Source organism: Rhizobium viscosum, from assembly GCF_014873945.1.
Lineage (GTDB): Bacteria > Pseudomonadota > Alphaproteobacteria > Rhizobiales > Rhizobiaceae > Rhizobium > Rhizobium viscosum.
On sequence record NZ_JADBEC010000002.1, the window covers coordinates 1,626,202 to 1,645,311 of the forward strand.

At 55.2% G+C, this 19,110-nt stretch carries 17 protein-coding genes and 1 pseudogene; 7 read left to right on the forward strand and 11 right to left on the reverse strand.

The genetic code is table 11. The features are described 5' to 3' along the window. Positions 1-36: 36 nt before the first annotated feature. On the reverse strand, positions 37-354 hold the full coding sequence (locus H4W29_RS28340; protein ID WP_192732119.1) for an HD domain-containing protein: 318 nt from the start codon (positions 352-354) through the stop codon (positions 37-39). On the opposite strand from H4W29_RS28340, the pseudogene H4W29_RS34860 reads away from it, so the two are divergent. Continuing rightward, positions 291-1,281 (forward strand): annotated as a pseudogene (locus tag H4W29_RS34860) (IS110 family RNA-guided transposase); the annotation flags it as partial. The gene H4W29_RS28340 and the pseudogene H4W29_RS34860 overlap by 64 nt on opposite strands. Positions 1,282-1,537: 256 nt before the next feature. On the opposite strand, the gene H4W29_RS28355 reads toward H4W29_RS34860, so the two are convergent. The 7 genes from H4W29_RS28355 to H4W29_RS28385 form a co-directional block, all read right to left on the reverse strand. Continuing rightward, entirely contained in the window at positions 1,538-2,026 is a 489-nt protein-coding gene (locus tag H4W29_RS28355; RefSeq protein WP_192732121.1) for a toll/interleukin-1 receptor domain-containing protein, read from the reverse strand. 43 nt (positions 2,027-2,069) lie between these two features. Beyond that, a complete protein-coding gene (locus H4W29_RS28360) occupies positions 2,070-2,558 on the reverse strand; it encodes a TIR domain-containing protein (RefSeq protein ID WP_192732122.1) in 489 nt (162 codons plus the stop codon). A gap of 1 nt (position 2,559) precedes the next feature. Then, complete coding sequence (locus tag H4W29_RS28365) at positions 2,560-3,984, reverse strand: SIR2 family protein (RefSeq protein WP_192732123.1); 1,425 nt, start codon at positions 3,982-3,984, stop codon at positions 2,560-2,562. 130 nt (positions 3,985-4,114) lie between these two features. Further along, positions 4,115-4,741 carry a toll-Interleukin receptor gene (locus tag H4W29_RS28370; protein WP_192732124.1) on the reverse strand — a complete coding sequence of 209 codons (627 nt, stop codon included), beginning with the start codon at positions 4,739-4,741 and terminating at the stop codon, positions 4,115-4,117. A gap of 2 nt (positions 4,742-4,743) precedes the next feature. Beyond that, positions 4,744-5,418: a Thoeris type III anti-phage system protein ThcA gene (gene thcA / locus H4W29_RS28375; RefSeq protein ID WP_192732125.1), complete on the reverse strand. Its 675-nt coding sequence runs from the start codon at positions 5,416-5,418 to the stop codon at positions 4,744-4,746. Position 5,419: 1 nt separating this feature from the next. Beyond that, positions 5,420-6,580, reverse strand: coding sequence for a Thoeris type III anti-phage system protein ThcB4 (thcB4, locus tag H4W29_RS28380; RefSeq protein ID WP_192732126.1), 1,161 nt, complete (start codon positions 6,578-6,580; stop codon positions 5,420-5,422). Positions 6,581-6,618: 38 nt separating this feature from the next. Continuing rightward, positions 6,619-7,104: a TIR domain-containing protein gene (locus H4W29_RS28385; protein ID WP_192732127.1), complete on the reverse strand. Its 486-nt coding sequence runs from the start codon at positions 7,102-7,104 to the stop codon at positions 6,619-6,621. Positions 7,105-7,378: 274 nt separating this feature from the next. Between H4W29_RS28385 and H4W29_RS28390 the strand changes: the two genes are divergently transcribed. From H4W29_RS28390 to H4W29_RS28400, 3 genes are read left to right on the forward strand one after another with little or no spacing between them, the layout of a single operon-like run. Beyond that, complete coding sequence (locus tag H4W29_RS28390) at positions 7,379-8,446, forward strand: T6SS phospholipase effector Tle1-like catalytic domain-containing protein (RefSeq protein WP_192732128.1); 1,068 nt, start codon at positions 7,379-7,381, stop codon at positions 8,444-8,446. Position 8,447: 1 nt separating this feature from the next. Then, positions 8,448-10,382: a S8 family serine peptidase gene (locus H4W29_RS28395; protein WP_192732129.1), complete on the forward strand. Its 1,935-nt coding sequence runs from the start codon at positions 8,448-8,450 to the stop codon at positions 10,380-10,382. Between the two features lie 13 nt (positions 10,383-10,395). Further along, positions 10,396-11,595, forward strand: a complete 1,200-nt coding sequence (locus tag H4W29_RS28400; protein WP_246517488.1) for a ComEC/Rec2 family competence protein — start codon at positions 10,396-10,398, stop codon at positions 11,593-11,595. Between the two features lie 489 nt (positions 11,596-12,084). On the opposite strand, the gene H4W29_RS28405 is transcribed toward H4W29_RS28400, so the two are convergent. After that, on the reverse strand, positions 12,085-13,785 hold the full coding sequence (locus H4W29_RS28405) for a toll/interleukin-1 receptor domain-containing protein (protein ID WP_192732130.1): 1,701 nt from the start codon (positions 13,783-13,785) through the stop codon (positions 12,085-12,087). Between the two features lie 340 nt (positions 13,786-14,125). On the opposite strand from H4W29_RS28405, the gene thcB4 (H4W29_RS28410) reads away from it, so the two are divergent. Together thcB4 (H4W29_RS28410) and thcA (H4W29_RS28415) are read left to right on the forward strand one after the other, a co-directional pair. Next, complete coding sequence (gene thcB4, locus H4W29_RS28410; protein ID WP_192732131.1) at positions 14,126-15,307, forward strand: Thoeris type III anti-phage system protein ThcB4; 1,182 nt, start codon at positions 14,126-14,128, stop codon at positions 15,305-15,307. Then, positions 15,304-15,876: a Thoeris type III anti-phage system protein ThcA gene (gene thcA, locus H4W29_RS28415; RefSeq protein WP_312872432.1), complete on the forward strand. Its 573-nt coding sequence runs from the start codon at positions 15,304-15,306 to the stop codon at positions 15,874-15,876. Before thcB4 (H4W29_RS28410) ends, thcA (H4W29_RS28415) begins: the two co-directional genes overlap by 4 nt. A 195-nt stretch (positions 15,877-16,071) precedes the next feature. On the opposite strand, the gene H4W29_RS28420 is transcribed toward thcA (H4W29_RS28415), so the two are convergent. Both H4W29_RS28420 and H4W29_RS28425 read right to left on the reverse strand, forming a co-directional pair. Continuing rightward, positions 16,072-16,926, reverse strand: a complete 855-nt coding sequence (locus H4W29_RS28420) for a toll/interleukin-1 receptor domain-containing protein (RefSeq protein WP_192732133.1) — start codon at positions 16,924-16,926, stop codon at positions 16,072-16,074. A 196-nt stretch (positions 16,927-17,122) separates the two neighbouring features. Next, complete coding sequence (locus H4W29_RS28425; protein ID WP_192732134.1) at positions 17,123-17,584, reverse strand: hypothetical protein; 462 nt, start codon at positions 17,582-17,584, stop codon at positions 17,123-17,125. A 269-nt stretch (positions 17,585-17,853) separates the two neighbouring features. On the opposite strand from H4W29_RS28425, the gene H4W29_RS28430 reads away from it, so the two are divergent. Beyond that, complete coding sequence (locus H4W29_RS28430; protein ID WP_312872509.1) at positions 17,854-18,912, forward strand: nucleotidyltransferase family protein; 1,059 nt, start codon at positions 17,854-17,856, stop codon at positions 18,910-18,912. Positions 18,913-19,110 lie beyond the last annotated feature (198 nt).

Sequence of the window (19,110 nt, forward strand, 5' to 3'; positions counted from 1 at the left end):
GCGAACCACCTCGTCGACGTCGGCCCTGCTCGAGCTTCATCTCGGGGGCAGCGCGATGACGTCGAACAGGATACCGATCTGGGCGAGACGAGCCTCGCCTTCCCTGAAAAGGTTGATGTCCCAAGTATGGGCCGCGATGTTCGACGAAATTTTCCAGGATCGGTCTTCCGAAACGCCTTTTTCCGTCAGAAACCTCTTGGCGGCGTTGGCACCTTCAATCTCGAACCTGTTTGGACCGTCGCCGTAATCGGTGAAGCCAAGGTCATGAAGAGTGGCGGACAGGAACATCAGCTCGCGATCCACCTTCGAGCCTTCCTTCGCAGCAAAGAGCTCGCCGAAATAAGCGCAGCGCATTCTTCGCGCAGGTTCCGCCTTGCCTCATCGGTATCGAGGCCTGTGGGACCGCCCATTACTGGGCGCAACAACTCTCGGCCTTTGGGCATGACGTGCGGCTGATGCCGCCGGCCTATGTGAAGCCCTACGTGAAAAGGCAGAAAAATGACGCCGCGGACGCCGAGGCGATCTGCGAAGCCGTGATGCGGTCGACGATGCGATTTGTGCCAGTCAAATCCGTTGAGCAGCAGTCCGCGGCGATGCTGCACCGTTCAAGAGCTCTGCTCATTAAGCGGCGCACGATGCTCCTGCACTCGATCCGCGCCCAGCTTACCGAACTTGGCATTTCGATTGGCGTGGGCATCAGCCAGATGGCGCGTGTCGTGCGGGAACTTGCGCGAGGTGAGCGCTCGGACCTGCCGGAGCTTGCTCGATTCGTGCTGGAAGGGTTAGCAAATTTGGTTTGCGATCTAGCGCAGCGACTTCAAGTGATCGAAAGAAACTGATTTCCTGGCATTACCGAAACGATCTGTCGAACCGGTTGGAAACCATCCCAGGAGTTGGCTTTGTCACGGCGTCGGCACTTTCTTCGATCGTCCCCGATCCGCAGGTTTTAGGTCAGGGAGACATTTTGCTGCTTGGCTCGGCTTGGTACCGCGACAGAATTCATCCGGTGGCAAGACCCGTCTCGGCCGCATCAGCAAGCAAGGAAATCGATATATCCGGCAATTATTGATACTCGGCGCGACCTCGGTCTTTCGCTACATTCGCCGCGATGGAGGCAGCGGTACTGGCTGGATTGGCGGCTTGTTGCGCCGCCGGCCGCCAAAAGTCGCAGCCGTTGCTCTTGCCAACAAGATGGCTCGCATCGCATGGTCGATCATGAAGCGAGGCGGCGAATACGAGGAAATCAACGATCTAAGAGCGGTTCAGCCCGTAAGCAGCTGAGGCCGCTCGAAGTTTGAGGCGAAAGAGGTAAGTGAAGGCAGCAAATCGATCCCGATGGATCAGCCGAACCCGTTTAGCGTAGCGGACGTCAAAAAGCCCGTCTAATCGATTGGGGGCACGATCCTGGCGGAACCCTTCAAGGCCAGCAGTCGGTAGATGGCTGCATCAAAGGCCGGACACACGACCGCACTCGAGATGCGCTGCATAACGAAGCCAATTTTCCTCAACGCGGGAGCCCTCCACATACGATGCCATCCTAGCCCCGGCGGAGCGGGAGCCTTCCATCCCATCGATTTCGCACCGCTCCTGTTCCGAGGGCGACGTCCCACTCGTCAAGTAAATCAAGGAGTTCGGAGAGTTTCTCGCCCCAGCCTTTTGCGAAATTGAGAGCATGCAACTGATGCAGTTGGATCGGAAAGTCATCAGACGCGGTGTCATCAATCAGGAGAGGGATGATGAAAGACCGGTCACTGAGCTTCTTTCCAACCGCGTCGGCAACGGAAAGTTCGTTGCGAACGCCGCCGCGGTCGAGGCCGACGCTTGATTTCGAAATAACGAAAATGAACCTGCCGCATCGATTGCGCAATATTTCTTCGATGTTCCGCCAAAAGGCATCACCGCCCTTCAGCTCGGACACTTCTGCCCAGACCTTATAGCCGTGCGCAATAAGCCTTGCGCCGAGCCACCGGACAAAGTCGTTATCTTCCGGCGCAGCGTGACTGATGAAGATCGTGTCGCGGGACATTGGGGTTAGGACACTCGAACTCTGATGGGGATCATTCACGCGGCTATCGGCCCGCAGCCTGCGCTGCTTCCTCAATCCACCGGTTGATATTATCGTATCCGCGATCGCGCACCCAGTCGTACTTCTGATGCAATTGGCCAAGCGTGTATGTCCGGCCACCTCGTTGAACCTGCCAATAATCGAGAGGATTGCGGCCTGGGATATCGCCGCCTAGTCGCGGATCCTTGATTCCGTGAATGTCGATGGCCAGTAACCCTTTGCCGAGTTCATAACTGCGCTTGATTTCATGGCGAACCCAAGGACGATCATATGTCTCGGTTCCATACAGCACCACTGTGACTGATGTGCCGTTAAGCTGCTGTTCGATCCAACGCTCTATACCACCCGCATTCTTCTTGATGGTTTCAAACTCGGCTTTGTCGTAAAACGGCTGTGCCTCATGCTCGCCGCGAACGACCCAGGAATTCCGCACCTGCATCACCCTGAAGACATCACGATCGTAATGAAAGCTGAAGAACACCTTGCGGGCCACGTTATTTTCCTTCTCGGATGGCTGTTACGAGTTCGACGATCGGATCGATGAGAGTCAAAAGATCGTCGGTAGACTTCTGCAGGTTGCGAAATTGATCTAGATGTTCACTTTCGAAGTCTGCGTCTGTAATCTTCGCCGCTAAGGTCTCCGCGGTTGAGCCAGTTGCTCCAACCGGAACAACGACAAGACCCAGTTCTTTTGCGATCTCAAATTCCCTTTCCATTCCGGTGGCAGGTCCGACCGCACCGTCCACATCTTTGCTCCCGAAAAGGAAAAGGGCGATGCCTGCGTTTTGCAGAATGTCCTGCCGATATCGATCCCAGATAGCGCGACGTTCATTTTTGTTCGCGATAGCGCTGGGAAACGGTCGGATTGTCAGGAAGTCCTCTATGTGCCCCGCCTTCACTTCCATGATGTGTTCGAGAGCACCCGTAAATATGGCATTGCCGACGCCGGCACTCACGCTGGTAGCGACTTTCATGTTGTTTTTCACGAGGGCTTTCCCAAGCCTTCGCATAAAGTCGAGTACGGCTGCTTCGCCCCAAGGTTTGAACGACGCCGCGCTCGCGGAAACAAACACGGATTGCCGACGATAACGGCCGTTGAGCTCTTGAAGGATTTCGGTGATCTCAGAATACTCATCGATCAGAACGGCCTTCACGTTAAATCGCTTCAGATCCTCGATGACGAGCGCCTGACGGATTTTTGCATGTTCGAACGTTTGATCATCCTCGCTTTTCAACCGGCTCCGTTTCTTGAAAATGGCATAGTGCCCGCGCTGGTCCGCTTTGAACTTAAGGCGCAGCCGGGATAGAACGTAGTCAAGATTCGGATCGGTGAAACTGAACCCCAAGAACAGGAAAGTCTTGGAAACGAGATCACCGCCAAGTGCGTTGAGGAAGGCTCCTCGATCGAGATTGTACCGTTCATAGTCGTCGCGCGTGACTACCGCTTCGCTGGGATGGTCCACATCGCCATGCATCTTATAGACGATGGCGTCCCTCCGAGGGCGCGTGTTTGCCAGCTGAGGTACGGAAGTTTTGACGTCAACGATCTTCCCGGCTTGCTTCAGAGACGTCTCGATCAACTTGTCGTAGTTGGTCGTCCACCAGGTTGATATGGGCAAACGAGCGAGCAATTCATGGTTCTTGGTTGGAGGATTGTCGGCGGAGAGCGCATCGATAACTGCCTGATGGAGCTTATGGCGATTTGCTCCATGGGCATTCACGTGGAATTGGGCGACAGCGACAAGATCTGTCTCGCGATCGATATCCAGATCAAGGTCATCAGCCAACGGCCTTAAGAGGTTTCGCCAGTCAACGAACCCCGCCGGTACCGAAAGACCCGCGCCGGCAAACACGGCGGCGTTACCAGCTACCATTTCGGCAAAGTAGTTATCAATAAAGCGCGATATTTCTTTCTTCACGCGGTCTCCGATTCAGAAATTGCGTGTGAAGGTTATTCTGTGGACGCTCAATGTAAACTTGGAAAAAGTATAATCCACGGCAAACCAGGAGGTTTTGCTTCAGCAACCTCCAAAGCCCAGGCGACAGCGGTCAGAACCGACGAATGGAATAGCCTGGCGTGCGGGGCCGCAACGGGTCGTCGGGATGCTTCCGCCAAGAATCGAACGGCCGGGAGTTCGGCGCTTCGAATATCATGATGCCATTGGGTCCTGCCACAACGGGGCGCATTATTTTCAGTCGGCCGTCCTCGGTAAGCTCGACATAAGGATAGAGTCCCAAAAACTCTCGCCCTCGGTAGTATCTGGTTCCATCTGGCAAGACCGGGAGGACAGCGACAAGACCTTTGGCCCCGTCGAACCAACCCAGCTCCCAGCTCATCCATAGCGACTGATCTGCATGCGCTGTGTCCAAGAAAAGAAGAGTGTCGCAGATCCTCATCGTATCCCGGATAAACTCCGCGTTAGCGGGGGTAACGTCCTCGCGGTTTGCACTAGGCGCCTCCACCCAGTCGCAGAAGACGGCGTAACGCAATCCCGTGAGAACAGCATAGACACCGAGGACGATCTCTGCATCCCTGATCGTCTGCGACAAGAAAACGTCATAGTGATCAAGGCGATCTCGCGCCACCCGCCTTAGCGCTTCGTCAGGCGTCGTGCCGAGATTTCTGGCATACTCCCTGCCCACCTGCCGCATATCATTCTGCTCAAGGAACGGCATCTCTATGCGCCGTCAAATGTGGCTGGCTTTGGCGGCCTGGACCAATATCGCTCTTCAATATCAGCAGGTTGTTCAGCTGGTGTCCGGAACCGCTCCTCGCGCTCCGAAATACCAAGGTGCCGGTGAAACAATGCCACGAAATCGAGATCTGTTTTTAAATCATCAGCAACGTCACCCATTCGCTCAGCCACCAGTGAAGCAGCTCCCCCGGCAGAAACCAGAGGGATGAGCTTGGTGTCGGGTTGAGTTTGGCGAAGCATTTCGTACTCATCGAGGATTCCGCCCATACCACCTATAAACACAGCAGTAGCAAACTGATTTTCCATGAACATTTTCCGCCGCAACGCTTCGAGGCTCTTGTTGAGATCCTTATCGACGTCCTCGGCGTAGCTGACGTTCTGGAAATGCCGATTTTCTTCGGGGAATTCATCCTTGAAATGCTTCGATTGATAAAGCCGTACCCAAGAGCCATATTCCACGCCCATATCTGCTGCGACTGTCCAGATCATGGGCGTGATGGCCGGCTGCCCGCCCCAAATAAGTCGACGACGGCCCAGGGTGACATAGACGAGGGCGGAGACTGCTGCAGTGATCGCGACCGTATCAGCGGTTTTCGCGTATTCAGGTCCTCGTTTGGGATCAGGGACCCCGGCGGACAGAAAAACCGCACCATCCATACTAGCTCTCCCAGGCAGCCAAATCCCAACCGGCCTGGCTGACCTTCATTGCTCTGACTGAAGATATATTGTCATCCAGCCATTTCAAATGGGCCGCCCAAGCTTCTCGAATACCGATGTGATCATAGATAAGAACAGGCGTTCCTCTTTGCTGAGCGTCTCGAGCTCGCTCTGCAACATCATTTAAGGTGAGGGCGGTGGGGACACCGACGATAGGGTAAGCCCAAACCCGTTGACCGTCCTCAAGCTTGATCGCGACAGCGCGGTGAGCGCCAACGCCTTCAACTACCCCATCGATCTTCAACACCTCGGCGCGAAGCTTTCCGGTGATGGACATATAACGAGAAGCGATACTTCGGCTGCGCAGCTTTTCTACTGCGGTCACGATGTCGTTGGCGGTTTTCTCGATGATCGGGCCATCCACGCCTTCCAGTTCGTGGGGATCAAGATAGATCGTTTCTGCGAGGTCGGTAAACCTGCTCGGACGATGGTCCGGCCAGACAACGCGGAGCACATGAATTTCCTTGGCTCTCGCACGGCCAATTTCTTGTTTGGTCCATTTGCTTTCGAAATACGTCGGGGTATCGAGCATCACCACGACGTCGGAATCACATAGCCTGTGCCAGAGAACATCCTGAAAAGGGTCCCCAGGGCGAATGTCATGAGTATCCAGAAAAACATCGTAGCCGCGAGACGAGAGCAAATCATGAAGCTGGACAGCGGCGGCTCTGGACTCGTTCCGGCGATAGCTCACGAAAACCTGACGTTGCCGCCGCAGGAGTCCAAGGCATTCCAAAACGGCAGAGGCTAGATGCCGCATATCGGGATCATCGTCGCGGCGTTGCAGCCCATTGAAGACCTGAAGGAAATCTGGAATGACCGCTGAGAAGCTTTCATCTCGTCCAAGGGTTGGAATAATAGGAACACTGTCCAGTATGACAGTTTTGGTGACATCTATGTCGGGCTTGTCCGGGTGGCCAAAATAGACCGCTGCAAACGCCGCATGTCTATCGCGTTCCTCCAGATCTTCAGCGCTCCGAATGATAACGTCCGTTCCGATATCGAGCGAATAATCGGCGACCATTTCAGACAAGGTAAGCTGGAGCCGCTCACGTTCATCGGGAAGATCACCGCCCAGGAAGCCTATCTCATAGATGCTCATGACCCATTCACTTGGTGACGCTTGAAAGAGTTACCAATTTAGCTGCGCAACTCGATTGCCTTCTCGACCCAGTCAGCAAGATTGTCCTTTATATAATCATACACGTTGCTGCTCGTGGTGTATGGTGGGTTATAGACCTTTGCCCACTTCGAAAGCGGCTCATCACCGGATTTAAATGCATCGAACGGGTTCTGGCCTTTCGCGGCCTGGTTGCCATCTGAATCCTTCAGGTTATGGATGTAGACGCCCAAAACACCTTTGCCATCATTGAATGCCTTCTTGATTTCGTACTTCACCCATTTCCTTTTTGCGGTTCGTTCGCCGATCAAAACAATAAGGCAGCTTTTGCCTTTCATATTGTCATCAATCCACTGCTCGATTGCGGCGTCGCCCTGATCCTCAATCTCCTCCCATTTATTGGCACTGAGAAGTGGCTGTTCCTCCACAACGCCCATGTTTTTCACTTGCTGAACCCGCCAGTGATCGTCTTGGTAGCAAAAACTTAGAAAAGTCCGTCGTGCCATTAGAAACCTCCGTCGCAGCGTACGGTAGAAAAATTAGATATGCGCGTGTTTTCCTTATTGCAACCTGTCATGTCATCCCGTCCGAAGATTGACTGTGCAAAAGCCGCCTCCCTATTCTTCGAAATGCCTTGCTCATGAAACATCACTCTTCCCTTTGCGATTTTAACGTGTAGCATCAATTTGGGCTTTCGGGATACAGCAACTTTTTACCGTTCACGCATAACAAATAATATTGATCGGCCGACTATAGCTTACTTGCCGGAGGGGCAGGCGCATGAAGAATGTCGTCATTTGCTGTGACGGGACCGCGAACCAATTCGCGGCCGACAAAACCAACGTAATCAAGCTTTTTTCAACTCTGGTGCAGGATGCCGAGCAGGTTGCTTTCTATCACCCTGGTCTTGGAACAATGGAACCGGACGGCGCCATCACCGATCTAGGTCGGAAGGTTCGACGCGTGCTGGGAATGGCTGTCGGCTGGGGTCTCGAAAAGGATCTGGCGCATGCCTACAATTACATCATGAACGTTTATGAACCGGGAGACCGCTTGTTTCTCTTCGGGTTCAGTCGCGGCGCCTACACCGTGCGCGCTTTGGCGTCTGTTCTTTCAATGTACGGGCTATTTCCCAAAGGGAATGAGCCTCTAGTGCCTTACGCTATTCGACAGCTGATCGGATTCAACGACGACAATGGAAAGGCCGACGACAAGTTTAAACTAGCGGCTGACTTCAAGACGACTTTCAGCTCTGTCGCCTGCCCGATCCATTTCATGGGTGTTTGGGACACCGTGAGTTCCGTTGGCTGGATTGCCAATCCGCTTCGTGTACCACACAGCGCATATAATCCAGACGTTCTCCACGCCCGCCACGCTATCGCGATCGACGAGCGCCGTGCGTTTTTTCGGACGAACAGATTTACTGCACCACCGCCGGGTTACCCGACTCCTGACACCGTAGAGGTATGGTTTCCCGGGGTCCACGGCGATGTCGGTGGAGGATATGCCGCCGACGAGAGCGGGCTATCCAAATTGGCGCTCGAATGGATGCTGGCGGAAGCGGTTGCCCTTGGCCTTCGTTGTGATCGTACAAAGGCAAAGGCCCTGCTTTCCGAAGACGAAGAAATTTCGGAAAATGGCACGATGCATCGGTCCCTCCGTGGATGGTGGTGGCTCGCGGAGGTCGTTCCGAAGAGAAAGTGGCGCGGAGGTTGGAGAGTAAATCTGGCTAGTCGACGGACGGTTCCAGAGGAAGCGCTTATCCACCGTTCAGCGCTTGCCCGGCATTATTACTCTATCGAACTGCCCGAGAATTACACTGTTATTGATCGCCCCAGGGACTTTTAATATGGCAACGCCGCGCGTACCAAAAGCTCTCTCAGATGAGGAAGTCAGACACTTCGTTCTCGGAACGTTTGGACAGGGGAGATGGACTCAGGACAGCCCAATTGTTCCTGATGTTTGGATTAGTTTCATCCGCCGTGCCGAGCAACTCGCGCAGTCGGCGGTGCGGGGTGACGATGTTCCCGATCAGACTGTCGACCTGTTGATTACGCCATGGACTGGATCGCTACCCGGTCAGATCGCTCGGTCTTTGCGAGGACTACTCACCAATGAAAAAGCTCGTTTAGCGAGGATCGCGACAAGCTCTTCGCGGGTGGTCGCGCGACTGGATTTCGAAGCGGTGAGCAAGTTTGTCGTCCCCTTGACGGGTTGGTGGCAAGCACTGCCGGAAGGGTTTCGGGACTTGATTGCCGGCGATCTTCTCGATGTTATTCGAAAGGGCGGGCCACGTCTGGAGTTCATCCGCTTTGTGACGCTTGTCGGCTTCATAACCGAGATGAAGCGTGCCCGAACTTATGCGCAGATGACGGCCTTGTACCGGATCGCTCGACGACTTGGAAAAGATCCGCAAGACGGTCACAAGCCGGTGAAAAATGCCGACGAATTCGACGCGGACTTACGAGTTCTCTTGGCGCATGTCGATCTGAACATGGATCCACCCTCCGAGCCTGATCAAAAGCGCATCTGGCTGATTAACATCAACCGCACCGCTTCGCAGACCGTTTTTGATTCACGGAAAACAGTGAAAGCGGATGCGGCTCAACGGGTCTTCGACACCGACGGCAAAGGGATAACTTTTGCGGTAATCGACAACGGAGTGGACGCAACCCATGTTGGCTTCATTGATCAGGATAGTCCCCGCGTCAGACGAAGTGAGAAGAACGGCACGGCGCTGGGTTTGGACGATCTTCATTGGTCATCTCGGGTGAAGGCGACTTATGATTTTTCTCATCTTCGCGAGCTTTTGGCAGACGTGGCGGAGGCGCCCGACCGCGCCACCGACACCTTAATTGCAAGAAAGCAGTCTTCGTCCTATTTCGACAAGATTCATCGAGATGTGCGCTCCCTCGCGGGAAGGGCAGAAGAAGGCCGTGGTTTGGACTGGTCGATCGCCGCGCCTTTGATTGAAATTCCTCACGACGAAAACTACGTCGTTCCCGCAGACGATCATGGAACGCATGTTGCCGGAATACTTGCTGCCCGGGTCGAGGAACCGGAGGATTTTGACAGACCTTTGATTGGCGTTTGCCCGAAGCTGACCCTTTACGACCTGCGAGTCTTTGCCGCCGACGGCAACGGGGACGAGTTCTCTATCCTGGCGGCTCTAGAGTTTATCGGATGGTTGAACCGCGATCGAGATAATCCGGTTATCCATGGCGTGAACATGTCACTTGCCTTGCGCCACGACGTCGACAGCTTCGGGTGCGGGAGGACGCCCGTCTGCGACGCATGTAATCAACTGGTCGGGGCAGGGGTTGTTGTCGTGGCCGCGGCTGGAAACATGGGCTTTGATGGTGTCACGAAACAGAGCCTCGGGAGCGGCTACAAGACAGTCAGTATAACGGATCCTGGTAATGCCGAGGATGTCATCACGGTTGGCTCCACCCACAGGCGGGACCCTCATGCCTATGGCGTCAGCTACTTTTCCAGTCGAGGCCCGACCGGGGACGGTCGGCGAAAGCCGGATATCCTGGCACCCGGCGAGAAGATAACATCGACCATCCGGGGCAATCGGTCTCAACGCCTTGATGGGACCTCCATGGCCGCGCCGCACGTTTCGGGAGCTGCCGCGCTTCTTATGGCGCGACACCCCGAACTCATCGGCCAACCGCGGAAGATAAAAAAGATTCTGATGGATACGGCCACGGATCTTGGAAGGGAACCTGGATTTCAGGGAGCGGGCCTACTGGACATTTTCAGAGCACTTCAGTCTGTTTGAGGAGGTCGGAAGTATGATTATCCTGGAGGCACTTAACGCGCTGTACGGCGACTGCCTTTTATTACGATACACTGACGAACAGTCTACGCGAGAGATCACATGGGTCATCGATGGTGGTCCACGGGCGGAAAAGATCGACGGCAAGCCTTTTGCTGTCTGGAAAGATGCCCTGCTTCCTCGCCTCCGGGAGCTTACGAACGAGCGGCCTATCCCGATCGACTTGGGAATGGTTAGCCACATTGACGACGACCACATAAACGGCCTCCAGAAGGTGACAAATATCCTCTCAGCTGCCGGTCCCGGAAATCCCGCGGAGCTGAAATTTGCTCGATTCTGGTTTAATTCCTTCGAGGCCATCATCGGCCATTCAGCAGTGCAGGGACTGTCGGCCGACGGTTTGCAGCCGCAAAACCTCGGAGCTGCTTTCAAGATCCACATCGATGATGAGGAAGCTGAAGCGGTCATCGAAAGCGTTGGTCAGGGAATCTCGCTTGCTGCAGATCTTGGCAAGCTCCATCTCGCCTCGAATACGCCAATAAATGGGCTGATCTCTTCGGCGAAGGGCCAGGAGCCAATCAAGCTGGACGGAGCACAGATAATCATACTTGGTCCACGTAAAAATCGGCTTGATGCGCTACGCGAGGAGTGGACTAAGGCGCTTCAAAAACCAACGAAAGAAGCCCGAGAAGCGGCTGTCGCGTCTCTGTTCTTGCCGGACAGCAAATTGGATAAGTCTGTGCCGAACCTTTCCTCATTAGCAATGCTTGTCAAAATACGTGGAAAGCGAATTCTTCTGACCGGTGACGCGCAAGGCAAGGACTTGGCCGAGGCTTGGGATGAAATCGGCCTTTCGGACGAGGACGCTGCCGTCGATATTCTCAAAATTCCTCATCATGGCAGTTCGCGGAACAACCCTGAAATTTTCCTTCGGAAGTTTCCGGCGAAACACTATGTTATTTCAGCCGATGGTAAATATGATAACCCTGATGCCCAGGTGGTCGAAGCAATTGTTGCTATTAATAAGGGTCGTGATTTCACCATTCACTTTACTAACGGATCAGTGAAGTGGGGGAAGCCTTACAAGACGCAAAGCGGCGTGACAGTCGGAAATCTATCAGCTCTGGTCAGTCAATTGCATAAGGATTACGGCACGGCTTGGAATACTGTGTTCCGAGAATCGGAGTCATCCTATGTGGCTGTGACCCTCGAGTAATCCAAATCTTCGAAAGCATTTGACCGAAGGCAGAAGGTTCGTCAGCGGAGTCTCACCAGTTCACGAGCCGCCGCTCAGCGTCGAAAGATGGTGAGCGGTGGCGATCACCATCTTGCTGGGCACTAGGCAAAGACGGTCTGCCATGGATCACGGCGTAGCCGTCGTGCCAGATAACGCCGTTCGCGTAACTTTGACAGGCGGAATAGAGACCGTCGCGAGTGCCAGAACCGCAGCATCTCGTCCACTCCCCGGTGTTATCGCTTCGGTCGTGGCGGAGTTCGCTATCCGTCCCTGCTGGTGCCGTTGGTGGTCACGATGTTGCCTGTAACCTTGGAGGAGCTGCCGAAGGCGTCTGCGCGCCGCCGGCCGGACTAACGGACGTGGTAAGATCCGCTGGCAGGCTATGGAGCGAAATCGCGCGGGCCTAAGAACAGGCTCTTTTCTCGGGAAAGGGTCAGCGTCGGGTCCGCATGAAGATATCCGTTCGATTTATTTCCGATAATCCAGCGACGCGGCCGTTGGCCAAAGATTTCGAAAAGACGTCGAACTGTTCTCAATACGGCCAAACTCGCAATGGAGGGGCATCGAGGTACGTGGGGTCTCACGCGCACGAGCGTCAGTACAATCGCTGATGAGGGCGCGGTACGCTTCGGCTTCGTGCGGCAATTTTCTGCCGATTATCGTTATGGCGCGGCTGGCGACATCGACTGCGTGGTCGAACTCGCCATATTGCACGAAAAGCCCCAGGAGCGGCAGTAAATAGTCGACAAAAAAAGTGTTGAACTCGGATAGCGGTCTACCGCCGTTCCGTTCGCTGACGTCGATCAACGAGCCGATCGTCTTTTCACAGGAATTCAAGATTCGTATGAACATGTTCTCGTTTTGCCCCGATTCGAACGGCTCAAGTTGACGAGCGACGATGGGAAAGAGCCTGCGCATGCAAAGTTCGATTTCGGTTCCTCCGCCGCCGACGCTACCAGCTTCGGTCAACTTGGATCCCCAGGTCGTCGGTTCGCACGCGTATGCGTCGATGACGACCGCAAGCCAATGCAGTTCGAGATCAACCTGATACTCGTCCGGCAGATCACCGACGCGAAGATTTGTTTTCCCCATCAGCTTCAGGCGGACAGTGTCAGCCAACAGAGGTCTGAGTTCGGGTTCGACGTAACTGAGCCCCTGTTCGAGGGACATCAGCCGTTCTTGCTCCACACCGTGAAGCCTGACCGGCCACCACTCGCAATTGCCGCGGGCGTCCGGCATGACACATCTTGCGATCGTCCAGTCGTGTTCGCGAGCGATCGCCGCACGTAGAAAACGCGCCGCAAGCTTGTCGGCATAATGCCGGGCAAGCATCTCAAGGAGCATGTAGGCGTTCGCGCGGTCGTCGCCGCGCTCCGATTCGACTGCAAGGCATCCAATTGCGCGCGTCACTGCAAGGCAAGGACCGGTGCGCGGTTCGCCGTCCTCGGCAGCAACGGCCTCTCCGCACCGAAAGCCGAACAGTTCGTAGCTCGCCGCCACATAGTGACCGGATTCTGCGCGGAAATGATCGAGTAGCAAGTGACCGTAGAGGTCCGCCCTATCGCGCGGGGTGACCGGCTTTTCGTCGTCGATGTGACTTGCTTCGTCCTTGCCTAATTTTTCGAGGGCTTGGGCGAGCCTGTCAAGCTTTCGGCGGCGACGTAGAGGTGCGTGTCGGGTCGCCGAGGGGTCAGTTGTGGGGCCGTGGTTGGCTTGTCGAAGGAATACGGCCAATTCGTCCACGGAACTGTCGTCGAAAACACGACGGACCCCGATATTCCTGCGCATTGGCTCGTCGAACCCGAAGTCCTCGAGGTCCGCCGTCCGTTCGCGATCGACTGTGTAGAGCACCAGCCGGGTGCATTCGCATTCCTGTTCGGACGCCAGAGCTGCCAGAATCTCCAGCATCGTCCAAGGCGAGGGAATAAAATCGCGAGACAGATGAGCAATTACCATGCGGGAGCTGGAGAATTGCTCCTTCATAACCTCGATCACGCGGCGGTTCGTGATCTGTTCGTCGTTGTCGTACCAGATCCTGCACCCGCGATCGGAAAGCGCCTCGAATAGCTTGCCGGCCCCGTCACCGACCCGATGACTGAGGAAAGCGTCGTGCATAAAGACACGGTTACTCAGGCTCGTCTCGTCCGCCTGGTCGCTCTTGGCCCCCATCGTGCACCCCGAAGGCTGCGCTAAGTCGGTCTAAGTATAGCCACAACCAGGCAGTGAGTCGAGAGTACAACCGAACTAACCGGCCCTGTAACGCGTCTGGCAACTTCGATGACCAAACGCGGCGCGACGCGAGGTAATTGCGCCGCTAATCTTTACGGCGCGAAAACCGATCCATCAGCCCTGCCCGAAGAGCGTCTGATCAGGACACGCGCCTCGATCCAGGCTTTGTCGGCGGTGGGGGATCTCGCGACGTGGGTAGGTCGGCCGAGGGATTTCGGGCGTACTTGACAAAGCTGTCGTGAGAATCAACGCGTAGTGTGGAGACAATGCAGGAGGGCATATGGTGGCGGAAAACTCACGCGCTCGATATCAAGTCGTTCTCGTCGGGGGGACCTCCGCTCAGCACACAGCGCTGAAGGAAGCGATCGAGAAGCGGGCAAGCGAGATGCAGCTTCCAGGCGACGTACTCGCTATCGTTCCTGAAACGCTTTATAGTCACGATAGCACAAAGCTCCCGACCCTGGCTATCGTCTTTGGTGGCGCTGGTGTCAAAAGCTCCGCTCTTATCGAAAAGCTGTTGACCCAGTCGAATGTCGTCATCCCCGTGGTGAGCGATCTCGACCGCGTCCACGTCGATATTCCCGTTGAGCTTCGCCATATCAACGCAGTTCAGCTGGACGAGGAGCTTGCGGGCTTACCCCGTCTGGCGTCACTCGTCTTTGAAACGTTCCGTCTGCTTCGCAGGGAGAGGAAGCTGTTTATCAGCTATCGTCGAAAGGAATCACAGGCGTTAGCGGATAAGCTCTACGACCGTTTGGACGCCGCTGGCTTCGACGTATTTATCGATGTAAGATCCGTTCCGCCGGCAGTCGACTTTCAGGCCGAACTTTGGCACCGAATGGGCGATTCGGACGTCGTTCTTTTGATCGACACCCCGGGGTTCAGGGAGAGCCGATGGACGACGCTAGAGCTCGCTCAAGCGAACCTTACGAACATCCAGATTCTGCATCTTCTATGGCCCGGTCAGGCTCCGGATCCGGAATCGTCGATGAGTACGTTTTTGATCTTGACCGAGCGCGATTTTCGAAACGGCCAAAAAGGCAAGGCCGGAAGCGTCCTCAAGTCGACGATCGACAGGATATGCGCGCGCACGGAAGAATTGCGCTCACAAGCTGTCGTGTGGCGGCATCGATATCTCGTCGACACTTTCTGCGACTACGCCCGCGACCTCGGCTTCGAGGTAGTCGTGCAGCCGCAGGGGTGGATTCTGGTGAGAGGAAGGAAGGGAAAGACCTTCGCCGTGATCCCTACCATCGGCCGACCGACGTCGGACCGACTTATGGAAATCTTCGATTCGGTGGACAGGTCGCAATTCGAGCCGCGATCCCACTGGGTGATCTATGACAGTAGAGGCATACTCGACGCTTGGAAAAAGCATCTCGATTGGCTCGACCGCCATCTGCCGTTGCGCACGCTCCACGTGACGGCGGCTTGCAAGGAATTGGAAGGGTACGCGAAGTGAGAAACATTTTCCTATCGGCAAGTATCCCTCTTCCGACAGAGGAAGGTGAATTTTTCGAAACGGCGGACGTCTTGGCGATCAGGGAAGCCATCAAGGCACTTGTCGAGATAGTCGTCATCGACGGAACACTGACGTTCGGTGGTCATCCGGCGATCACGCCGTTGGTCGCCTTCCATGTGCGAGATTTCGACCTGCGCGCAGAAAACGTGACGATTTTTCAGTCCAAATTCTTCGAAGACAAGATACCACCTCAGGTCAGCGATTTCGTGGACGTCCGCTATACCAGATCGGTCGACGGAGACCTGAAGCAGAGCCTGTCGCACATGCGCAAGAGAATGATCGGGAGTCGTAGGTTCGATTGCGCGGTCTTCATCGGAGGAATGGAAGGCATCTTCGAAGAACTTCGGATATTCAGGGAGATGCACCCCAAAGCAAGGCTGCTTCCAGTCGCCTCGACCGGCGCCGCGGCCAAGAAGGTGTTCGACGGCGGCAAGTTTCCGAAGGAGCTGGCAACTGAGTTGACCTACCCGACGCTATTTCGGCGTCTGATCATGCGATCAGCGCCTTGAGATACCCACGCGTGTTCGTTTGGCAAATCGTCGATTGATCGCGGTCAGCGTCCCGCAGCCCCTCGCTCCCGAGTCGGACAACAGGAATTGCGAACCTGGACGACGCACCTCATGTCGCGATCGTAGTGAAAACTGAAAAACACCCTGCGCGATCTTTCCCTCGTAGAATGTCCAAGTCTCGGCTTCAGGACGAGACTATCGCGCCGGTTGTGCCGTAACGGCGACCATATGATTCAGCGCAATTTGAAGATTGTTGTCAAAATACACGACTGTGTCGAACCCGTTGTCTTCCCCTAGCCGACGATAAGAGAAGTGAATATCGAACGCTTCGCCGTTCGAACGGTTGAAACGCTTTGCTATGGCTTGCTCGCGCGCATCCTCGATTCGAACGATAAGCCCATCGACCGGAACTTGCTCCATGACCGTCGCCAAAATATCGCGCATGTATTCATCCGCCCGGTCCTCCGCTTCTGCTTTGGCAAAGTTGACGCTCGCTTTGGGGTTGCAGATGACCGTGCATTTGCTCAAGACGACATACGGCCACTCGTGCCCGTGATCGACAAACGTCCATTCGATGAGACGAATGCCGTCTCTACTTTTCCAGTCCACGGACCAATCGGTTTTGAACTGAGGCGTTTCGTTCCTTCCTTGCCTGGGATTGGAAACTTTCGCGAGAGCGGCTTTGAGTTGGTCGAGTGCTTCGTCAGGGTCGGTTCGAAAATCGGCGTAGACCTTGTCCTGAAGAAAGAGCGGCACGGGGCATTCTTCGATCACGCAAGGCATGAGCAAGGATTTTCGCTCTGAAAGTTCACGCATCAGGCCGGCGTTGATTTCGCGTCGACACCATTCCGATTCGACAGAGTTCTTCGAAAGAAGAACGATGATCGCCGTGCTCTCGGTCAATACGTGTTGAATTCGATCCAAAAGCGAGTCGCCGACGTTAAGCTCCCACCGATCCATCCAGATATGATGCTTGCTCATAACGAGGTTTGCGCCAAGCGCATCGGCGAAATCGCGGTCTTTACTGCTATGACTTATGAAAATCGGCATGGAAATCGCCCTCGTATCTCGACAGGCTGCCATAACCGTGGCCGGCATGAAGTTCCAGTGTCGCAAGGCGCGATTCTTCCGACAGAAGCTGACCCAGGCATTGTGCTGCGTCGGTACCGGGCCGATGCATACCCGCGCCCGGAGTCGCAGCTTGCGGCGCCGGCCGGAATAGAGTTGGAGCATAGGACAAGCTCGCTCATGCCACCATTTTCCGGAACTGTTTCAGTGCCTCGCTCACGCCATAGCGCACTTCTCCGCATGCGGTCTGGGCATAGGCGAGCCCAACCTTGCTGCCAGGTCGTATCAGATCCAAATGGTCCAGATAGATAGACACGGCCTCGCGGGCCACAAGGCGTCGCGGCCAGGCGCCCCCATCAATCAGGATGGGCCTGACTACCGCTGCACGCGGTCGTTTGATGTTATTGCCGTCGAGCGTAAAACCGACTTCGCTGACCGTGATCGGAAAATTGCTGAGATTGACTACCTCGATTGAGAACATTGATTGGCCGTGTGGGATACCTATCGCGAAGGCCGGCTTAACCCGGAGCTTCACGCGGTTGGCGTTGAGCGCTTGCCAGGTATTCATGATGCCAAGGCCGGCACCCAGCATTGCGACCCCCAAAGTGATCGCCTCATTCCAAAATGACGTGTCCGCCATTGCCCCTCCCATCCATGATAAGGACATGATCACATATATTCAGTGCTTTGGTGTCAATTGCTCTACGGGCCGTGATCATATCCGTTCAAGGCGTGCATCTCGAAAGCGGTGCTATACTAGGTTCGAGAGATTAGTATAATGAGCATCAGGTGGGTAGTGACTGGTATTGGAGGGAGCGGGGGCGGGCAGTGCCACTGGGTAAAAGCAGCCAAGCTTGCTTGGGGGCGTAACTATACTATTTTTGTGAAACCGATATAGAGGCCGCCGTGATTAAGCAGATTGATCTCATGTTCCGGACCATGGTCGCGGAACTCCAGCAGCGGGCATTTGATGATGATTGGGCGGAAGACTTCCCCCCATCGGGCAGATTCGTGCCGGTGGCAGTCGATGGTCGACGTTATTGGTATTTCGACCAACCCGACGGTGAGGGTGGGCAGAAGCGCCGGTATGTCGGGCCTGCCGACGATCCCTTGATTTCGGAACGGGTCGAAACCTTCAAGGGTGAGAAGTCAGACTATAAGGCTCGCCGCAAGTTCGTTTCCACACTAACGCGCGAAGCCGGTTTGATTGCCGCTGATCGCTTTACCGGCGATATCGTACAGGCGCTTGCCAAGGCCGGTCTCTTCCGGCTGCGCGGTGTTCTCATCGGCACCGTCGCTTTTCAATGCTACTCGGCATATCTTGGCATCCGTCTGCCTTCGGCGGCGATCCTAACAGGTGATGCAGACCTAGCCCAGGATTTCGCGATCTCTGCCGAGGTGATGGATTCGCTGCCGCCGATCCTCGATCTCCTAAAAGGGCTTGATCCAACGTTCCGCGCCGTGCCGCATATCAGCGGCAGCTCTCGACCTCATGCCTTCCGGAATCAAACCGGTTACAGGGTCGAGTTCATGACGACTAACAGGGGAGCCGAAGAATATTCGGACAAACCCGCCAACATGCCCGCTCTCGGTGGCGCGTCAGCCGAACCGCTAAGATTCATGGATTTCTTGATCCGTGATCCCGTTCGTTCGATCCTGCTGCATGGTGCCGGTATCTCAGTTGTCATCCCTGATCCCTGCAGGTACGCGGTGCACAAGCTTATCATTGCCGGTCGCCGCCAAAATGACGCTGGCGGCCAGGCCAAACGGGATAAAGACCTCAGACAGGCAGGAATGCTATTCGACGCCTTGCCGGTCACGGGCCATGGGCCTTCACTGGCTGATGCCCTGGAAGAGGCATGGGATCGCGGGCCTGCTTGGAAGCTGGCGATCTCGGAAGCAGCCGAAACCATGCACAAGGAATATTGGGGCGCTATCAATCGAATGGTTGGCACTCTCAAGAGATAAAGGTTAGGCCTGCTCGAAAAGGCGGGCAACGCTCATTCGCATCAGATTGCGCTGGGCCTAAGCTTTGTCTGACTCAGCTCTTCATGCCGCTTCCCAGACCTGGTTCAAAATCTTGGCGGCCAATGCTGCCTCGTCCTGCAGAAGAAAGCGACCATAGTGATGTTGCACGTCATCAGGCGTACTTACGTGCGAGAAACG